17 protein-coding genes and 4 tRNA genes are annotated in these 19,661 nt (G+C 37.7%); 9 read left to right on the top strand and 12 right to left on the bottom strand.

Going from position 1 to position 19,661, the window contains the following annotated elements; all coding sequences use genetic code 11:
• The first annotated feature begins 468 nt into the window (after positions 1-468).
• From SVZ03_07365 to SVZ03_07335, 7 genes are all read left to right on the top strand, one after another.
• Positions 469-1,893, top strand: a complete 1,425-nt coding sequence (locus SVZ03_07365; protein ID MDY6934024.1) for an Ig-like domain-containing protein — start codon at positions 469-471, stop codon at positions 1,891-1,893.
• 499 nt (positions 1,894-2,392) lie between these two features.
• On the top strand, positions 2,393-4,144 hold the full coding sequence (locus tag SVZ03_07360; GenBank protein ID MDY6934023.1) for a proline--tRNA ligase: 1,752 nt from the start codon (positions 2,393-2,395) through the stop codon (positions 4,142-4,144).
• Between the two features lie 243 nt (positions 4,145-4,387).
• Positions 4,388-4,462, top strand: a tRNA-Pro gene (locus tag SVZ03_07355).
• 5 nt (positions 4,463-4,467) lie between these two features.
• Positions 4,468-4,541 (top strand) — tRNA-Arg (locus SVZ03_07350).
• 250 nt (positions 4,542-4,791) lie between these two features.
• A tRNA-His gene (locus SVZ03_07345) sits at positions 4,792-4,863 on the top strand.
• Positions 4,864-4,866: 3 nt separating this feature from the next.
• A tRNA-Arg gene (locus SVZ03_07340) sits at positions 4,867-4,940 on the top strand.
• A gap of 576 nt (positions 4,941-5,516) precedes the next feature.
• Positions 5,517-6,653, top strand: coding sequence for a CaiB/BaiF CoA-transferase family protein (locus tag SVZ03_07335; GenBank protein ID MDY6934022.1), 1,137 nt, complete (start codon positions 5,517-5,519; stop codon positions 6,651-6,653).
• A 139-nt stretch (positions 6,654-6,792) separates the two neighbouring features.
• Here the strand turns inward: SVZ03_07335 and SVZ03_07330 are convergent, their stop codons facing one another.
• The 12 genes from SVZ03_07330 to SVZ03_07275 all read right to left on the bottom strand — a co-directional run bounded on the left by SVZ03_07330 (position 6,793) and on the right by SVZ03_07275 (position 18,117).
• Complete coding sequence (locus SVZ03_07330; GenBank protein ID MDY6934021.1) at positions 6,793-7,341, bottom strand: DsbA family protein; 549 nt, start codon at positions 7,339-7,341, stop codon at positions 6,793-6,795.
• 198 nt (positions 7,342-7,539) lie between these two features.
• Positions 7,540-9,846, bottom strand: coding sequence for a methyl-accepting chemotaxis protein (locus SVZ03_07325; GenBank protein ID MDY6934020.1), 2,307 nt, complete (start codon positions 9,844-9,846; stop codon positions 7,540-7,542).
• Positions 9,847-9,889: 43 nt separating this feature from the next.
• Entirely contained in the window at positions 9,890-10,264 is a 375-nt protein-coding gene (locus tag SVZ03_07320) for a cytochrome c3 family protein (protein ID MDY6934019.1), read from the bottom strand.
• A gap of 70 nt (positions 10,265-10,334) precedes the next feature.
• Positions 10,335-11,900, bottom strand: coding sequence for a nickel-dependent hydrogenase large subunit (locus SVZ03_07315; protein ID MDY6934018.1), 1,566 nt, complete (start codon positions 11,898-11,900; stop codon positions 10,335-10,337).
• The gene (locus tag SVZ03_07310) at positions 11,893-12,915 is read right to left on the bottom strand and encodes a hydrogenase small subunit (GenBank protein ID MDY6934017.1); all 1,023 of its coding nucleotides are present in this window, start codon (positions 12,913-12,915) and stop codon (positions 11,893-11,895) included. The genes SVZ03_07315 and SVZ03_07310 overlap by 8 nt, the downstream gene beginning before the upstream one ends.
• Before the next feature lie 174 nt (positions 12,916-13,089).
• Entirely contained in the window at positions 13,090-13,803 is a 714-nt protein-coding gene (locus SVZ03_07305) for a cytochrome c3 family protein (protein MDY6934016.1), read from the bottom strand.
• A 311-nt stretch (positions 13,804-14,114) separates the two neighbouring features.
• On the bottom strand, positions 14,115-14,543 hold the full coding sequence (locus SVZ03_07300) for an ACT domain-containing protein (protein ID MDY6934015.1): 429 nt from the start codon (positions 14,541-14,543) through the stop codon (positions 14,115-14,117).
• Positions 14,518-15,087 carry a 2-oxoacid:acceptor oxidoreductase family protein gene (locus SVZ03_07295; protein ID MDY6934014.1) on the bottom strand — a complete coding sequence of 190 codons (570 nt, stop codon included), beginning with the start codon at positions 15,085-15,087 and terminating at the stop codon, positions 14,518-14,520. Before SVZ03_07295 ends, SVZ03_07300 begins: the two co-directional genes overlap by 26 nt.
• Complete coding sequence (locus SVZ03_07290) at positions 15,081-15,821, bottom strand: thiamine pyrophosphate-dependent enzyme (GenBank protein MDY6934013.1); 741 nt, start codon at positions 15,819-15,821, stop codon at positions 15,081-15,083. The genes SVZ03_07295 and SVZ03_07290 overlap by 7 nt, the downstream gene beginning before the upstream one ends.
• Positions 15,818-16,900, bottom strand: a complete 1,083-nt coding sequence (locus SVZ03_07285; GenBank protein ID MDY6934012.1) for a 3-methyl-2-oxobutanoate dehydrogenase subunit VorB — start codon at positions 16,898-16,900, stop codon at positions 15,818-15,820. The genes SVZ03_07290 and SVZ03_07285 overlap by 4 nt, the downstream gene beginning before the upstream one ends.
• Positions 16,893-17,102 carry a ferredoxin family protein gene (locus tag SVZ03_07280; protein ID MDY6934011.1) on the bottom strand — a complete coding sequence of 70 codons (210 nt, stop codon included), beginning with the start codon at positions 17,100-17,102 and terminating at the stop codon, positions 16,893-16,895. Before SVZ03_07280 ends, SVZ03_07285 begins: the two co-directional genes overlap by 8 nt.
• Before the next feature lie 406 nt (positions 17,103-17,508).
• On the bottom strand, positions 17,509-18,117 hold the full coding sequence (locus SVZ03_07275; protein ID MDY6934010.1) for a DUF2179 domain-containing protein: 609 nt from the start codon (positions 18,115-18,117) through the stop codon (positions 17,509-17,511).
• Between the two features lie 377 nt (positions 18,118-18,494).
• On the opposite strand from SVZ03_07275, the gene SVZ03_07270 reads away from it, so the two are divergent.
• Complete coding sequence (locus SVZ03_07270) at positions 18,495-18,827, top strand: metalloregulator ArsR/SmtB family transcription factor (GenBank protein MDY6934009.1); 333 nt, start codon at positions 18,495-18,497, stop codon at positions 18,825-18,827.
• A gap of 62 nt (positions 18,828-18,889) precedes the next feature.
• On the top strand, positions 18,890-19,147 hold the full coding sequence (locus SVZ03_07265; GenBank protein ID MDY6934008.1) for a hypothetical protein: 258 nt from the start codon (positions 18,890-18,892) through the stop codon (positions 19,145-19,147).
• The last annotated feature ends 514 nt before the right edge of the window (positions 19,148-19,661 follow it).

Below are 19,661 nucleotides of genomic sequence, written 5' to 3'. Positions count from 1 at the left end.
TTTTAAAATCTTTTGTAACCATTTTAACACCTCTCATTTTATTTAATTTTGAGCCACAAAGGTCAAAAAAACCTCGAATTGTGACTTCCTGATAGTATTATGCATCTATTGTGCCAAAATTATCCAAAACACCATTTAACGCTTATTTTTTGGATAGAATTAAAATTTTTATTATTATGCTTTGAAATGTTATAATAAAACCGGATATGAAAGCTGGAGGGAGAGAGAGTATAGGGATTTTAATTGTGTACTCAGGATGATTTTGTAATCAGGAAATATATTTTAGGGAATGTTATTCAAAATTTGTTATATAACGACAGCGACTGTCCCCCTCTGACAAAAAAAGTAATAATTGCATATTAATTTGACCAGGTAGACTTCTTTGATTAATTTATTATGGTTCAGTAAGGATTCTTTGTTCAGTTTATTGAAAAACAATATTTTACTATATCCAGTGGAGCATGAGGGATGAAAAAATCTAATTTATACTTATTTTTTACGGTATTGTTAACATTTTGTTTATTTTGTGCATGCAGCAAAGGTGGTAGTAATTCAAGCGATCTGCCACTTATTGTTACGAATGATCCCAGTACAACTAATCCTGAAAATACAAATATAGATGCAGGTAATCATGGAGATTCAGATTTGGATACAACTGAACCTGAAGATACTAACACTGAAGCTTTAAACCCTGATTCTATAGATTCTGATACAACAGCACCAGTTGCGGTTTTTTCACCGGGGAACGGCTTAACTATTGGCCCTGATCAGGAGATTATAATTTCATTTAATGAAACGATAGATATGGATTCTCTTGTATTAGATGGAACATTTGTTCCCGAGTGTGATGGAGGTGTATGGAGTAATTCAACCGTACCGAATGATACATTAACGATCTATCCTGACTTTGGATGGACAACAGGAACTGACAAAACTCTGACCATAGATTGCAAAGACACTTCGGGCAATAATCTGTCAACTCTGAGTTTAATTTATGATGTAGATGCGGATATTCCATCATTTGACGCACTACCAGTTAACAGCTCAACTATAAGCGATAATCAGGTTTTAGTGATTACATTCAGCGAATCAATGGATACAGCTACTCTAAGCTATGTTGGATCAATGGCTGTGGAGAGTAATGGAGGTGTTTGGTCTACATCAACATATGACAACGACACCCTAACAGTAAGACCAGCTTTGGCTTCAACTTGGACCGGAGGTGAACAAACATTAGAAATAGACTGTGATGATGTATATGGCAACAGCCTTCCAACAATAAATCTCAGTTACACAGTTGATATTACTCCTCCTACATATTCGGAAACTCCTGTAATCGGATCAACCATAGATGTTAACCAGATAATTGAGATAGTCTTCAATGAATCCATAGATAGGTCAAGTCTCGGTCTCGAAGGCGATCTCTCAGGTGAGAGTGATGGAGGTTACTGGTCAACCACAGCCGTTGAAGATGATACGCTCACAATAAGTCCCAATACTCTATGGACTGGCGGCGCAGCTAGAACCCTGACAATTGACTGTGATGATCTTTTCGGCAACAGCCTTTCTACTGTACCTCTTACATATGATGTGGATGCCAAAGGACCATCTGCGACGACCTTTCCAGCAAAGAAGGATCTTACTTTGACTGATCCTGTAATCTTTACCTTTGACGAAGCTATTGATATTTCTTCAGTTGTTCTGAGCGGACAAATGGCTGACGACTGCGATGGCGGAGTATGGTCAACAACTACTTTTACATATGATACACTAACTCTCTATCCCATAACAGAGTGGGATACAACAGCCCCATTGAGGATGAATATAGATTGTACGGACATGTATGGCAATACCGCTGTTCCACAGATCAAGGGCATGTGGCAGATTAAATAATGTTATACTCATTCTAAATAGGTTTGCGGAAATTTTATCCAAAATTAGCCAACTTTTCACCATAACTCCTCAAAATCAGAAGACTGACAGAAATTTAATAATTTCGCAAACTCAAGTCAACTGAGTATAAATTTGTTTTTCAAAACAGTATCTTTTCTGTTACTTTCATTAACCTTGCTTTACTGTTAGATTTTTCCAGCATCTTGCCTGCAATATAAAAGATATCATTTGCTTTTCAAAATTAAAATGCATCTTGATGCTATAGTATCACCTGAATGTTTTATAAATACTTTATGTCTAAAAATAAATGATTGCAATTGAGAAAGTATTTTTTTAGTTTTGAGCATGCTGTAAAATTCCTTGAATTGCTGGATAATGAATATATGTGGATTTCACAAAACCAATTGATTCATCCATGAGATTGATAGCTTTTATACTCGGATAATAATTTTCAAAGACAATAATGTTCAACCATATAATTGATAAGGGGCAATAATAGATGAGGTTATCAAAATACATACTTCCGACTCTTAAGGAAGACCCCTCCGATGCGGTCGTAATAAGTCACAGGCTTATGATAAGGGCTGGTTTAATACGGAAGGAATCTGCCGGGATGTATATATATCTCCCACTTGGGCTACGCGTGTTACATAAAATAATTCAAATAATAAGAGAGGAGATGAACAGGTCCGGAGCTTTAGAGTTCTTGATGCCGGAATTAACGAACGCAGACTTATGGAAAGAGTCTGGCCGATGGAGTGTCATGGGCCCTGAGATGATAAGGATTAAAGACAGAAACGAGATGGAGTATGCCATGGCACCAACTCATGAAGAGGCTTTTACTAGCGTTGTTCGTTCCTTGATTTCATCATACCGTGATCTTCCATTAACTGTGTATCAAATAAATACAAAATTCCGAGATGAAATAAGGCCTAGATTCGGAGTGATGAGGAGTAAAGAATTTATCATGAAGGATGCTTATTCCTTTGATATGACTGAAAACAGGCTTGAGGCGTCCTATCAGGCGATGAGGAAAACCTATCGAAATATATTTAAAAGATGCGGTCTCTCAACCATCCCAGTTGAGGCGGATACAGGCTCAATGGGTGGCAGCGATTCCGAAGAATTTATGGTCGCATCGGATATAGGGGAGGAGGTGATCATCATATGTAATTCCTGTGGATATCAGGCCAATCAAGAGAGGGCGGAATACATGAGGGCTGACAATAATACAGGGGATATAAATCCTGAGGAATTACAGATTGTAGACACACCTAATGTGAAGACGATCGATCAACTGGTTTCTTTCTTCAGTTGTTCCCCTGATAGATTTCTAAAGAGCATTATATATGTTGCAGATGATGAGCCAGTAATGGCGGTTGTACCAGGCAGTAGGGAAGTGAATGAGCTTAAGCTTAAAAATTATATTGGCGCAACTGAACTCAGCATTGCGCCGGACCCTATAGTAGAAGCAGTAACATCCGCGCCTGTTGGCTTTGCCGGTCCTGTTAATGATTTTAATCTGAGAACTATCTTTGATATATCCATTAAGAATATAGGAAATGCTATCACTGGCGCGAATCAAAGGGATAAGCATTATATAGGAGTAAATCATGGCAGAGATTTTGAGATAAAGGATGAGGGGGATATCACTATTGCTGATGAGGGAGATAAATGCCCTAAATGCAAGAAGCCTATGATATCTAAAAAGGGCATAGAGGTTGGGCATATCTTTAAGCTTGGATATAAATATACTGAATCTATGAATGTTACAGTGCTAGATGAAGAGGGGAGGGCTTTACACCCAATAATGGGTTGTTATGGCATTGGAGTCAACAGGACAATGGCAGCAATAATTGATCAACATCACGATGATAAGGGTATTATGTGGCCAATATCAGTGGCACCCTTTCACCTTCATCTTATAGGAATCTTCAAGAATGACGAAGAGAAACAAATGGTTGATGAAATTTATTCTAATATTGATGATTTAGGTATTGATGTATTATATGATGACAGAAAGGTATCTCCTGGTTATAAATTTGCTGACGCGGACCTCGTAGGCATTCCTGTCAGAGTGACAATTGGAAAAGGCTACTTCAAAAATGGTGAAATTGAAGTGAAAGCGAGGAACTCCAATGATGTAAAAAGGCTTGTAAAGAATGAATTCATAGGCTTTTTGGAAGACCTCAAGAAGATTATTGAAGATGGGGATGTATCTATGCAAGAAATGCTTGAAAAGATGCTATAAACAATATATGATTCATAATATATAAGCACATCAAAATCTCAATAAACGACATGAATGTAAAAAGCTGGATGATTTATGACAGAATGAGAGCAACCTCCATTCCGCTCCCTTGAAGAAGAATTCAACTAGACGAAATCAATGGAAAGGTTAAACCCTATTTTATGTAAAATATCATTCTTATGTTCTTGCAGTCAAATTTTAATTGACGTCACGTAGTCGATTTAATATCTATAGTGATAAATACGGGGCGTGGCTCAGCCCGGTTAGAGCGCGTGGTTTGGGACCATGAGGTCGGAGGTTCAAATCCTCTCGCCCCGATTTTTGCGCCAGTAGCTCAATTGGATAGAGCAACGGCCTTCTAAGCCGTAGGTCAGAGGTTCGAGTCCTCTCTGGCGTGTATTCTAAATATATGATTGAGTAAAGGAGATATTTGACTAATTCACTATCTCCTTTTTTCATTAATCATATATTAAGGCCCTTAGCATAGATTCAAATTATATTGAATGCTTAAATATGCTTTTTGTGTTACGTCATTCGACAACAGAATAAGTAGAATAAAATTATGTTGACATGGGAATAAATTTGCCTTTTAATGACATCCATAAAATGATGGATCTTATGCTTATGATTCATTAAATTTATATATGGTGGGAGTAGCTCAATGGCAGAGCCCTGGATTGTGGTTCCAGTGGTTGCGGGTTCGAGCCCCGTCTTCCACCTATGCGCCTGTAGCTCAGTTGGATAGAGCGTCGGACTTCGAATCCGTGCGTCGCAGGTTCGAATCCTGCCGGGCGTGAATAATAGCATAAGCAACTATAGTCTCATATAGGTTTCCCAAATTAAAAGTATAAATCTTATACATAAGCAGCAAAACCCTGCTCTCTGATACCCCAATAAATTAATAATGATTTAAACTATATAATCTGCGTTAATACATTATTGCTTGCATGAAGTAAAATTCTGCACTACTCAGCATAATCCCTTTCTAGGAATATTTTCTCAGGATTATTCAGATGGCTATGCTTATAAATAGTAATAAAAAACAATATGGCACCTTATATCTTGGTTAGGAATGAAATCAAATGCCTATATAATAGCAACAAGGCAACCCCAAAGGATGATGAATATTGTATTATTCTTGAATTATTTCTATTTTTTCAAATTATTACATGCTTTTGTGTTGTAACCAAAAAATAATTATAATTTCAGGATAATGGCTTGACTTTTAGGGATGAATATTTATCGATATTCACAATAAAAATCCGATAAGTGACTATTATTTTAATATTATCAAACAAACGCTAATGTCGTTGGTGAGAATACACCCGATCCTCACTAACTGTAGAAATAAATAATTTGAAGGAGAATAAAAATGGGACCACTAGATGGAATTAAAATAATCGAGGTTGCTGGCATTGGGCCTGGACCATTCTGCGGTATGATGTTGGCAGATATGGGAGCAGAAATTATTCGTATCGATCGTATTAGTGGGGGATTGGGCAGCGGTATACCCAATGATGTACTTAATCGTAACAGACGCTCTATAGCTACTAACCTAAAATCTCCAGAAGGCATAGATATCGTGCTAAAGCTTTGTGAAAAGGCTGATGCCCTTTTTGAGGGTTTTCGACCTGGTGTTGCTGAATCACTTGGTATTGGCCCTGATGATTGTATGAAGCGTAATCCTAAATTGGTTTATGGTCGCATGACTGGATGGGGACAGGATGGTCCAATGGCTAAAGCTGCAGGACATGATATTAACTATATATCTTTAACAGGCGCATTGCATGCTATCGGACGCAAAGGCGAGCCCCCGGTTCCACCTTTAAATTTAGTTGGCGATTTTGGTGGCGGCGGCATGTTACTTGCATTTGGAATAGTATGCGCCCTATTGGAAGCGAACAAATCAGGGAAAGGGCAGGTGGTAGATGCCGCGATGGTTGATGGCGCAGCAGCTCTCATGGCAATGTTCTTTACATTCAAGAATATGGGCATTTTCGTTGAAGAGCGGGGGAGCAATATGCTCGATGGCGGTGCCCATTTTTATGATACATATGAGACAAAGGATGGCAAATACATCTCCATTGGTTCAATAGAACCGCAGTTCTATCAACTCTTAATCGAAAAGGCCAATCTGGACCCAGAAAAATTTGCTCCCCAAATGGATACAACAAAATGGCCAGAACTTAAAGCAGAACTAATTAGAGTCTTCAAGAACAAAACCCGGGATGAGTGGTGTGAATTAATGGAGGGCACAGATGTCTGCTTTGCACCAGTGCTCTCTCTTTCTGAGGCATTAAACCATCCTCATAACAAAGCCCGAAAGACACATGTTGAGGTAGACGGTATTATGCAGCAGGCACCAGCTCCTCGATTTAGTCGCACGGTTCCTGAAATCCGTTGTAATTCCCGTAATGTGGGTCAGGATACAATAGAAATATTAACTGAATGCGGATATACACAAAACGAAATTACAGAACTAAAGGAGAAAGGCACAGTATCAACGTAACTAACAAGATAAATGCCTTAACCCTAACTTCTTAATTGCACATTAGAAGGGATGTTTGTCATCCTGCCTAAAGAGTCTCCCATGGGAATAGCGTTACAATATTCAGAATCCCAAATCATGTAAAATGAGTGACTCCTATTTACATGACATATTTTTTCATGGTGTCTCGAAAAACATCGACCTGTTGTGCGCCAATGATTCGCTCTCTCTCTTCAATTATAAATGTTGGAATAGAGGTAACACCATTTTCAATAGCCTCTTGTCTTACCTCATCAATTCTTGCTCTATATTTCCTCTCACTCAATGCGTCTATGAGGCTATCCACGTTTAATCCCGCATCATGAGCTATCTCTTTAATCACTTCAATATGGCCAATATCCCTTCCATTAGTAAAAAATGAACGAAAAACCAACTCATGGAATTCATCAAACCGATTGTTCTCACGGGCAAATTCGCTTGCTATCAAAACCATTTTCGAATTTGGAAGAATGCTCATCTCGGTAAATGATAAACCAAAGGGCGCGCCTCTTAAACGAAGATTTTGAAGCATTTCTACTAATCTACTCCTAGGGAAAAGGCTAGAAATTAGCACACCACCTCTGGGTGTTTCCGGGTGAATCTCATAACCAAGCCATTCAACTTTGACATCGAATTCCTTCGTTAGCTCATCGACAAGCCCCTTGCCTATATAGCAGAAGGGTCAAATGTAATCAAAGAATACTCGAATGCTTATGCTCATCTATTCCTCCCTTCAGGTCATTGATTTATATTGCCTAATATATAGTTACGCACCAATAATGATTTCTATACTGAATTATAGACAAATCGTTTTTTTGTCAACCGTTAACCGAAAACAAAAAGACATGAAGTGATTGGATAAGCGGGATTATTTTCTAAAATACAATGTGGAGTTATCGAGTAACGTTGCTAACGTCTCAAAGGTTTCAGAATCTGCCGAGAGGTCTTGAGCCTTATTGGCATATTCCTGACTTAATTCACTTATTAAAGACATGGAATTCACAATCTCATCTGATGCAGTCTTCTGTTCCTCTGTTGCATACATGATCTCGTCCGATTTATCCTTAACATTATTCATCTCTTCATTCACAGCGTTGTTGGTATCAACCTGCTTTTCAATATATTCGGATATATTGTTCATCATTAGGCTAATGGAATTAAATCCTTCGATAATTTCGCTAATAACGTCAACGGTCCCTTTAATGCTCGACATCCCCTTTTGTATCTCTTCACTATTTATTATGATTAGTGAATCAATCTCTTTTAAACTCGAGGCGGTCTGATCTGCAAGCTTCGATATCTCATCAGCAACAACAGCAAATCCTCTTCCAGCCTCACCAGCTCGAGCCGCTTCAATATTCGCATTTAGCGAGAGTAGATTGATCTGTTCAGATATTTCATCAATTATTTCAATTACATTCATCATCCTTTTGGAACTGCCTTCAATCTTGATCATGCTCTGATTCATAATATTGAGGGATTCTTTGCCATTTATCGCTTTTGAAGAAAAATTATTGGTTCTCTTTTTTATTTCATCTATCTGCTCTCCTGACTCATTGATAATCAGAGACAATTCATCCACCCTGGTAATCATCGTCTCAAGGCTTTTATGCTGATCCAATGTTCCTTTAGCAATATTATCGAATCCGGCAGTTAACTCCTCTATCGCGGCCATAACCTCCTCTACTGTGGAGGCTTGATTATTTGCATTTGCCAGAAAGGTCGAAGTAGTTTTGGACAGATCGCTGGAAGAAGAGAACAACATAGTTGTCATATTCGTGATCATGCCTATTACTTTATTGGTCTTTGTCATAAGCATATTAAATAATGCTCCCGCATCATCCATCTCACTTTTAATAATAGATTTATATATTTTACACATTCTACAGGAGGCATAAGTTCCCTCTTTAATAAATCTGCATATCCCTTCCTGTTCTTTCTCTTCACTGAGTGTGCCAATCTCAAAGAAACATAAACCCTCTCTATTGTCATATTCAACATACTCTTCACTTTTAGAATGACGTGTCTTATTATAAACCTCGATCTTATTATGCGGAGATGATAGGGAATACCTGGTTGTTAAATCTCCTGAGGCGCCCTTTTTAAAGGTATTAATAAATTCTATAAAGGTACGCTTAATGCTATCGGATAAGAAATATGCTATGACAAGTGTCGATAAAATAAGTATTACAGACAGAATTGAATAAAGTATAATAGTATTATAAACCGTGCTAAATGCCTCTCCTGTTTCTATCTCGAGCAACAACATCCATTTAAAATAACTGAACCACTTCCATACGCCTATTACCTCCTCTCCCTTATGATTTATGTATATATCATAACCGGCCCTAACTGTTCTGAAGCATTCCCGGACACTATCCACAAGCTGACCACTTTGAGGATTAATTATTCTATAGCCCTCTGATGTAGATTTATTAGCTAAATAATAATCGGAAAAATCTCCTCTGTTGTATCCAAATTCATATTCTCCGGATGAACATAATATCCTCCCTCCGGAATCTATAAGATAAGCCTCGCCTCCTTCCCCTACATCAATTCTGGAAAAGGAATCATCAAGTATATTCATATTTATATGCGCTATAATATAACCTACAATTTGACTCTTCTCATCACCCCCCTTATATATTGGATAACTTATTGGTTGAGACATCATTGCTCCCTTCTCATCCCTTATCACAATTGCATCATAGATATGCACATCATTAGTCCCCTTGATCTCGGTCAATATGCTATCACTGATTGGCTTATTCTTATCTGAATAGTAAAATATATCCCAATTGCTATCTACTAGCTCAATCGTCTCGAGTTCCTGTCGTTCATTCATTATAGACTTCAGGAAATATTTCATCTCATCAAAACTATCCTGTTCAATCTCATTATTATAAGAATCATGAGTAACCTTTATTATTCTTTTGTTTCGAGCTATTCTTTCAATGGCTTCAATGTTGTTTTCAGTTAAATATTCAATATATTCAAATTCCTTTGTTATTATCTCCTTAAAGTGATTTATTATAAATTCATAAATATTATTTCTGGTATAGAAAAAATTAATGCACAAATATACAGTTAAAATTAACAGGGAAAGACCAATAAGAGTAGAAGTAACCCGTTTCCTTATACTCATCTCATTAAAAAATGAGAATAGCTTTTTCATAGATCATCTCCTTATGATTGCATAGAATAGTCTGAGAATAAGGCTATTCATTCTTTATATGACACCTTCCACAGGCCTTTGGGCCTGATGTTTCTCTGTGGCAATCATGACATTGTTGATGAAACGCGTCCTTGAGGTTCACTATCTCTCGCTGATCCTTCTTTAAATGACAGGTTGCGCATTTCTTATTAGTCGCCTTATGGTGACAATCAACACATTCAGTATTGTACTTCTCAATATGTTCAAGGTGATTGAACATGATCTCCGATTTTCTATGCCCTGTTTTCGGGAGTATGATAATTTTCATATCCTTAAGTTTTTTTTTCGGTTTTGAGGAATCATTCTGATCCGCAAAAGAAATGGTCATTGTTATGTAAATGAGCAAATATAATAAATATATAATTGTCCTTAAAAGCATTTTCTATACTCCTTAATATTTTGGAGTCTATTTCTTTAAGTTAACATATCAATGCCGGATATAATCAAATTCAGCATACCTTGAAGCGTTTGAGGGCGCGATCTCCTTCAATAACATGGATTGCGCATGCCAAGCAGGGATCAAAGGATCTAACAACTCTAGCCGCCTCAATAGGATTGTGTTTATCAGATATTTTAGTTCCGGATAGAGCCTGTTCCACAACCCCCAAGTTGCCATCATCATCCCTTGGACCGATATTCCACGTTGTTGGCACCACACACTGATAGTTATCTATTTTATAATCTTTGATAACCATCCAATGTCCCAAAGCGCCTCTAGGCGCTTCAGTAAGCCCCATGCCTTCGCCCTTATCGGGAATCCTGTATTGCGTTCTGGATGGAGAGCCGATCTTAACCTCTTCAATCCAGTTCCTTGCCTGTTGACATAGAATTTTGCATTCCAATACCCGCGCGGCGTGACGGCCTATAACAGAGAACAGCGATGTTATGTCCGCGCTAAAAATTCTTAAAAGTGAATCCACCTCTCCCTTAACAACACTACTGCCCGAAAGATAGCTGACAACGATCCTGGCAAGCGGTCCCACCTCATAGGGCATTCCATTATATCGAGGCGCCTTTACCCATGAATATGCGTCTTCCTTATCTCTATGCGCGACTGTTTCACCCCTTGACGGATGAAGTCCACTCATAGATTTGTAACGAGAATGCTGTACATATTCTTTAATCTTAGCAGGATCAAACCTTCTTAGCCTCGTCTTCTGAGCCACACCCCTATGAAACAGGAACTCTTCATTCAGGTCATCACCAAAAACACCAAATGAAAGGAATGAATAATATCTTCCCATGGAAAAATATTCAGGAAATGCCTTTGCCACCTCAAGAATATCATTAAGATATATTTTGTTTACAAAGACTTCTATTTCTTCCAATAAACTTTTATACTCTTTCAATTTATCCTTTGTGACCTTTTGTGACACCCCGCCAGGAAGCAGACTTGCGGCATGGGGTATCTTGCCTCCAAAGATTGCGGCTAGCTTATGCGCCTTCATCCTAATATCCAAAGCCATTACATAGTGTGAGATTAGGTCAATATTCAAGCCTGTATCCTTAATATAGAAATCCTCTCCTTCATACCTGGGAAGAAATGGCGCAAGGGCTGTAATTTCATTGGGAGTTCCGCTCTTCTTTTGGAGTTCTATGTTAGCCCATGATTTTAGATTATTGAGAGCCTTGTTTTCTCCACTATATTTAAGAAGCGCTTTAATATCTACATAATCCAGCGCTGCAAGATGATAAAAATGAATTATATGCGATTGCAAATAATTTGCCGCAAGTATTAGGTTTCTCAATATCATTCCATTCCTGGAGGGTTTAATATTAAAAGCCGATTCCAAGCATTTACTCGATGCCACAGCATGAGATATGGGGCAAACCCCGCATATCCTTTGGGTTATCATATTTGCATCCACAGGGTTTCTTCCCTTTAAGAGCATTTCGAAACCACGAAACATATCACCCTTGCATTTAGCGTTATTCACCGTCCCATTGGACACATCAATTTCTATTGATAGATGTCCTTCAATCCTGCTTAATGGATCAATTAGTACCTTAGACATTATTTATTCCTCTCTCTATTCGATGGGTTGAATACTCAAATGGATTACCCGCTTCTTCGCTGTCAATCACCTCACCCTCCTTACACTCAGCCATCCTATGCATATATAGTCCTCTATTGCCTGTGTCTGGGAACACCTTCTCCGTACATCCAATACAGCCCGAACCGCAATCTGTACATGAACTCACGCCATCCATCCATTTTCTCTTGGGTATGTCACAGTTTGAGTCTATGCCAAGGCATCCAAGCAGATATAGACAACCCTCATCACCCCAAAACTGAGCAAACTCTCCCTTTTTATATTTGGGAAGATGTTCACACATGTCATGCACCGTTTTAGCGAAAAAATACTTAGGCCTGTTGAATTCATCGAGTTCAGGCTTGCCATATAGGAGATAATGCACAATCGTTCCTGTAATCCAATCCGGATGTGGCGGACAACCGGGAACATTGATGATCGATCTTTTAGGAAGAATATCGATAACCGATTTCGCGCCAGTAACATTGCCCCTTGCTGCAGGTATACCGCCAAATGCAGCGCACGTTCCAACAGCGATCACAGCTTTTGCATTATTACCGAGTTCTGAAACCCACTTTTCAATATCCACATGATCATCCTTGACAATACCGAGTGTGCAGTATTCGTTTCCTTTTGTAGGTATGGAGCCCTCAACAACTAGAATAAAATCTTTTCGCTTCTTCTTAAGAGCATCCTCTATTACATCAATCAACACATGCCCTGTACCAGCGCTTATGGTCTGATGAAAGTTCAGGCTGATATATTTTGTAATCAGTGTTGCTGCATCAGGCTTTGTTGTGTTTAATAGCGAAACAGAACATCCTGAACAGGACTGACCCTGCAGCCATATGACAGGGGTTGCCTCTATCGCCTTTTGTATCTCCTTTTTGCAGCCTTCAAGCACAGCTGAGGGAATACTCAATGCAGCAACTGTGCCTCCGAATAACTTAAGAAAATCCCTTCTATTTAGATTAAATGAATTATTATCCGATTTCATCGTATTCCTCAATAAATGCAATAATGAATAATTTCACAGCCAAATCAAAAACTCTTTAATTCTTTGAAATTGCAAAATAGCAAGTATTCAATCTCAGTTAATACCTTAACAGGAATTATACATGAAGGATCATTTTCACACTCCATGTAGAATTATCATTTAACCAAAACAGGTCTATTTCTGAGATATCATGTTATCTTTTCTTTTATGACATCCATCACAATCGATAGGACCATTTTTTTTGCTTAGGATAGGGCCCTTATCTTTTCTCTTATGACATTCCTTACAGAAGACATGCATTATGCGCATTCTTGATTCACCTGTATGACAATTTGAACATTTTTTCTCCTGCTTCATGTCCACACTATCAGTAACACTACTATTATGGTGACATACAATACATTGTACTCCCGCTTTTTCATGAAGAAGGCGAATGTTTTTGTTATATACACCATTAGAGCTATATTCTTTTTTCGTTTCTTCATTTAGATACTTTCTATTTCCTTCAACATGGCATTCAACGCAGGATATAGGGCCATTGTTTTTCTCTTTATGGCACTTTATACAGAATTTATGAAGATGTGTTGCACCCTGTAGCCCCTTATGACAATAAACGCATTTCTTGATTCTTGAATCATTCTTCTCCTTTCGATGACAGGTAATACAAGGGACTCCGGTCTCCTCATGAACCTGATGAGAGAGGTTAACCTGAGTCATTCGGGAGGTTGTCTTCTTAATGCCTTTTTTAATATCAGAGATGGTTACAAAAGCATTAACACTGGATATTGAAACAATATCTGTTCCGCTTTTCTCTTCTGAACAAGATATTGATAGCAATGCTATTGTGCATAATAAAAAGTATATATTCCATCTTTCAGATAAATTCATTCTTATGTTCTCTGCTTTTCATCTTAATATTCAACATATTGAAAGTGTATCCAATACTGATCTTGCTAAGATTATATTTTATTTTTTTAAGAAAGTCAAAATTTATTTTATTCCATGAGAATAGAATTTTTTCATAATATGATCAGATCATATAATAGCTTATCAGCTTCAACACCATAGTGGATATATAGAGGGTAGTAGCAGTGTAATGTATTTAGTGATAATAGCTTTTGATAATGGGATTTTTTTACGGATGGTGGGATGGATTGGTATATTCCCAATGCTGTATGCAAAGATTTAGTTGGGGTATATTACATATTATATATCTCTTCTCCTAATGTATGAACCCAATTCTCTTTTAATACTCTATCCGTCTCTTCTATCTTATCAACACCGAGTATTATTATGGCCTGTTCGCTAATCCGGCCGAGAAATGGATAAAGGTAGTGAACATTAATATTAGCTGCCTTGAGTGGCTGTAGGACTGCGTTGAGACCCCCTGGATGATCAGGTGTTTCAACTGCCAGCACATCGGTTTCTTTTACGTTATAATTATTTGATTTAAGGATATTTATCGCCTTTGGAGGATCATCAACCACAAAACGGACTGTGCTGATATCCGAGGTATCCGCAACGGAGATGGCTCGTATATTAACCCCCTCCTTCCCCATAATGTCGCTAATATCGCTCAATTTCCCTGGTATATTTTCCAAACTAACTGAAAGCTGTTTTATTACCATTCTCCCACTCCTTAAGATAATTATATCCGAGGAGCATGGCCTCTCTGTTTTCCTTTAACAGCTTGGCTTTCTTAGCTCCAAGAATTTCAGGAAGATTTTTTATTATACTATCAATAGAGATTATGTTGCTAATTCGAATATAGGCTCCGAGTATTACCATGTTTGCCACCTTCCTGCTACCCAGTTCTTGCACAATTTCAAACAAAGGTATTCCTAGTATTTCAATATCCCCTCTCACAGAATTTGGATTAATCAATGATGAATTATACAATAAAAAACCACCAGACTGGAGCAGGCTTTGAAACCTGACAAAAGAGGGCTGATTCATTGCAATTATAAACTCCGGTTCTGACGCAATGGGTGATGCAATCTCTTCATCGGATATGGTAACTGTGCAGTTTGCGGTTCCTCCCCTTACCTCTGTGCCATATGAAGGGAGGTAGGTAACATACTTGCCTTCTAACATAGCGGCCTTTGCCAATATTTGTCCCATAGATAGAATTCCCTGACCGCCGAATCCGGAAAATATAGTTTTTATTAACATTTTACTTCTTTCATTATACCAAGTGTAAATTCTTTTGTCATGACTTCATCTATCCATTTGCATGACTGTAAAGGATCCATCTTCCAGTTTGTTGGGCATGGTGATAATATTTCAACAAGGGAAAAACCCGTTTTATTCAATTGATGCTGGAAGGCCTTTTGTATTGATTTTTTAGCTTTTTTAATATTTGCCGGACTGTTAACTGCAGTACGTTCAATATAGGAGACGCCATCAAAAGCGGATAAGAGTTCACTCATTTTAATCGGTTGTCCCTCATTTTGGGGATTGCGGCCGTAAGGCGATGTAGTTGTCTTCTGTCCTATAAGTGTTGTAGGCGCCATCTGTCCACCGGTCATTGCATAGACTGCATTATTGACAAAAATAGCTGTAATAAACTCACCCCGATTCGCTGCATGTATTGTCTCAGCCGTTCCAATGGCAGCAAGATCACCATCGCCCTGATAGGAGAAGACGAGGCAGTTAGGCTGCACTCGCTTAATGCCAGTGGCAACCGCTGCGCCGCGCCCATGAGGCGCCTCAACCATATCAATGTTCAGATAATTATAAGCCAATACTGAACATCCAGGTGGTGGTGTGCATATCGCTCTGCCCTGAAGATCCATTTCATCAAGGAGTTCAGCTATTAGACGATGAATGATGCTATGTCCGCATCCAGGACAATAGTGCATCGGGATTCTTTTTAATGAATTTGGTCTCGAATAGAACTTCCTCATCCCTTCCTTGTCCTTTGTGATTGGTGATAATGACGTGCCATTATTCGGGCAAGTTCAGATGGTGTTGGAACAACAGCCCCAGGCCTTCCATAAAAATGGATATGTCCTCTGCCATCGAGCGAAAGCTTAACATCATCTATCATCTGTCCTGTGCTAAGCTCAAAGACAAAAAAATCATTGATGATCCGAGATGTATCCTTGATCACTTTTGTCGGGAAGGGCCAGAGTGTCTTAGGCCTTATCATCCCTATTTTAATATTTTCATCCTCCTTTCGGAGTCTCTTAATTGCTCCCTTAGCAATTCTCGCAGCTGTGCCATACGCTAAAACAGCCATATTTGCGTCATCAAGAAGGTAGGTATCATAGAGCACCTCAGTCTGTTCAATCTTTCTGTATTTTCTAAACAACTTCCAGTTGTGATCTTCCAGGTCTTTGCCTTCCACAAAAAACGACTTGATTACTCGTGGCCCCCTCCCCTTGGCGCCATTAACAATGTAATCCTTCTTTACAGGTGTCTTCTTCTTAGCATTAGGGATTATCACCGGTTCCATAATCTGACCGAGCATGCCATCTCCCAATACAATTACAGGCATTCTATAGTTGTCAGCCAAATCAAATGCATTATAGGTCATGTCAGCCATCTCCTGAACTGAGTCTGGCGCAAGGACAATGGTTCTGTAATCACCATGACCACCACCACGCGTTGACTGAAAATAGTCGGCTTGAGAGAATGATATATTGCCAAGGCCAGGTCCTCCCCTCACAATATTCACAATTACAGCAGGGAGTTCCTGGGCAGCGAGGTATGAGATGCTCTCCTGTTTAAGGCTGATGCCAGGACTGCTTGAAGAGGTCATTACCCTGGCTCCGGCAGCGCTAGCGCCAAGAACCATATTTATTGCAGAAAGCTCGCTCTCCGCTTGAATAAACACACCACCAGGAACCTCAGGAAGCCTCTGCGACATGTACTCAGGCAATTCATTCTGCGGGGTTATTGGATATCCGAAATAATAGGTGCATCCGGCCTGAATTGCCGACTCACCAATTGCGCTGGTCCCATTCATCAGCACTCTATTCACGATACACCTCCACAGCAGCCTCAGGGCACATAATAGCGCAAATAGCACATCCTGAGCACTCCATTCCATCACTGAATTCTGCGTAATAGTACCCCTTAGTATTAAAATCATCTGATAAATGGATAGTGCCTTTGGGGCAAAACTCGATGCAAAATTTACAACCTTTGCAGAATTCCTTATCTATGATTATTCGTCCCTTCATATTTATATCAAACTACTCTGTATATTAGTCTCGGGTTCAAGGATAGAAATCATGCTAATCACTATTCATCCTTTCCCCTTAAGCCAATATGAAATATTACACTCACCGTAAGGATAAAATCTCTGCTAAACATCACTTTAAACCCTAATATAGTGTTTTTGGGAATATATTATCTATTAAAAAGCATTACAAACAATCTAACTTCAAATTCGAGTACTCATTTATCACCTTTGCTAAGGGATAGCATATGAGAGGATTGAATCTTTTTAGGTTCATAATTTACTTTTTGGCCTTTAAACTACATAACTATTTTATAAGTCAATTCGTTTTTTATTTAATGCCATTTTTTATGTTAATCCACAATACATAACGCTCACACTTTAGCATATTCATCATTCATTTATGGTTATTTTTCTTTTTTCCGAAGCCTAAGCAATTGTAACAATTTATTATTTTTTGGGGTTCTTGAATTTTTTAATGGAGATATTCTTTCACTTATAAATTTGACATCCTCTACAGAATAAAATGCTTTTGGATTAAAACTTTTAATGATACCAACAACATCTTCAAGGTTATGACGATCAATTATTGTATAAATGACGTTTACTTTGCCACATGCTCCTTCAGCATCTATCACTGTAACCCCGTAACCATCAGCCTTAAGATATTCTATAAGTTGAGAAGCATCCCTTTTAGTAATAATTCGTATTAGCAATATACCCACGGCTAATCTCTCTTCAATGAATATTCCCACAAAATTTCCAGCAGCAAACCCGCCTGCATATGCGATAAAGCAGCCGAAGTTATTTAAATTCTGCATAATCTGACCAATTGCACAAAGCCAAATTAGTATTTCAAAGAAGCCTAGCAATGGAGAGAGCACCTTATTCCCCTTAGATACAAATATAATGCGTATTGTGCCAATCGAAACGTCACAGACGCGTGCAATGAAAATAAGAAGAGGAAGGATAACATAAGAAAAAATATCAAAACTAATAATTGATGTAATATTCACCTTGTTGCCTCACTGATATAACTATAACCTGCTACATTTAATTCTCTTACACTGAAAAATGAGCTCGCACCACTAACTATTTTATTAATTTTAAAAAATATTATATAATTATCCTCTCTTAATAAATTTTGCAAAATATTAAAGGAGGAAATTCTAAATATTTGTGGCTTTGCTCTAAACAAAGCATATAAATATGCTAAATCACATTTCATCTTCATTTATTCCAACATTTAAGATCGATTTTTAGAAGTAGAATAAATATTTTTACAATTATAATTATCAACTGTTTTTTATGTTTAAAAAATAATTTAGAAAAACAATATTGACTTGACAAAATTCAACATTGGACCCATATTACCATATGAGCATATGGTAATATGGAGGACATAAAAAAAGCAAGGAAAATATTGAAATCACTCGGCGAGGACACGAGACTTCGAATAATAAATCTTCTGCATATACGTTACATGAATGTTTCTGAATTAAGCCAGGTTCTCGATGCCACACAACCCAGCATCTCAAAGCACCTAACACGATTAAGGCTTACAGGCATCGTGAACGAGGAGCGTGAAGGACAGTTTACTAATTATCATTTAATAAAGTCAGATGATAAATTTCAGAGAGACCTAATAAATACTATAATAAAAAAATTATCAGATTCAAAAACGGCAAAAGAGGATATAGAAAAGCTCAAAAAGCTCGATTCTTAAAGATATTCATGAAGGACTATTTATAAGTCATCTACATATTATCGCTAGGAGGAAGTAGAAGCATGAAGAAGTTACAATTAGCTCTGGTGGTTTTGTTGGTGATTATTTACTCAATTGAGTGTAAATCAATTCAAAAATCTGATCCTTTATGCCCTGCAGGAGACGTGACGTCAGGGGCTATCACAGATGATCAAGATGATAGTAAATCTTCTGAAGAGGGTGAATCTTTAGATACTACATCTGAAAATGAAGAAGAAAATGAGCAGGATGATGAATACCAAGAATATGAAGATCAAGGAGAGTATGAAGAGAGTTATTAAAACACTAACGATTACAATCAATCTTGAATTATTAAATCAGCACAATATTACGTCTAATTATAGTAAAGACAGGTAGTGAAATTCATAAGAAGAAGATGGAGGCTGGCAAATACTAATTATTGTTCACAAAAAAGTTATATTTTCCTAAAAGCAGGAATCTAATAACTTATTTATAAAAATCTGAAAATAAATAATTATATGGAGCAAGATAATGATTAATAGCTTATTAAAAATTATACTTTTATGTGTTGTTTCGCTATCTATTTGTTTTTCTCTTACAGAATGTTCAAAAGATAAACAAAATAATCCTACAGAATCAGTTGAACAGGAAGAGCCACTTGATGATGAATATGAAGAATAATATTTTACTATAAATGACGATTTGGATTAACAAGGAAATGTGATAATATTTAGGAGAAGAAAAGTTGTGTATACTACAAAATGAGATGTATTCCTAATTACATGAACTTGATAAATGCATAAATTATAAAATATGATGATTGCTTTTTTCATA

It is taken from the genome of Spirochaetota bacterium, from assembly GCA_034190085.1.
Classification (GTDB): Bacteria; Spirochaetota; UBA4802; order UBA4802; family JAFGDQ01; genus JAXHTS01.
Note: the sequence above shows the minus strand (reverse complement) of the source record. Positions and strands in the feature narration are given on the sequence as shown.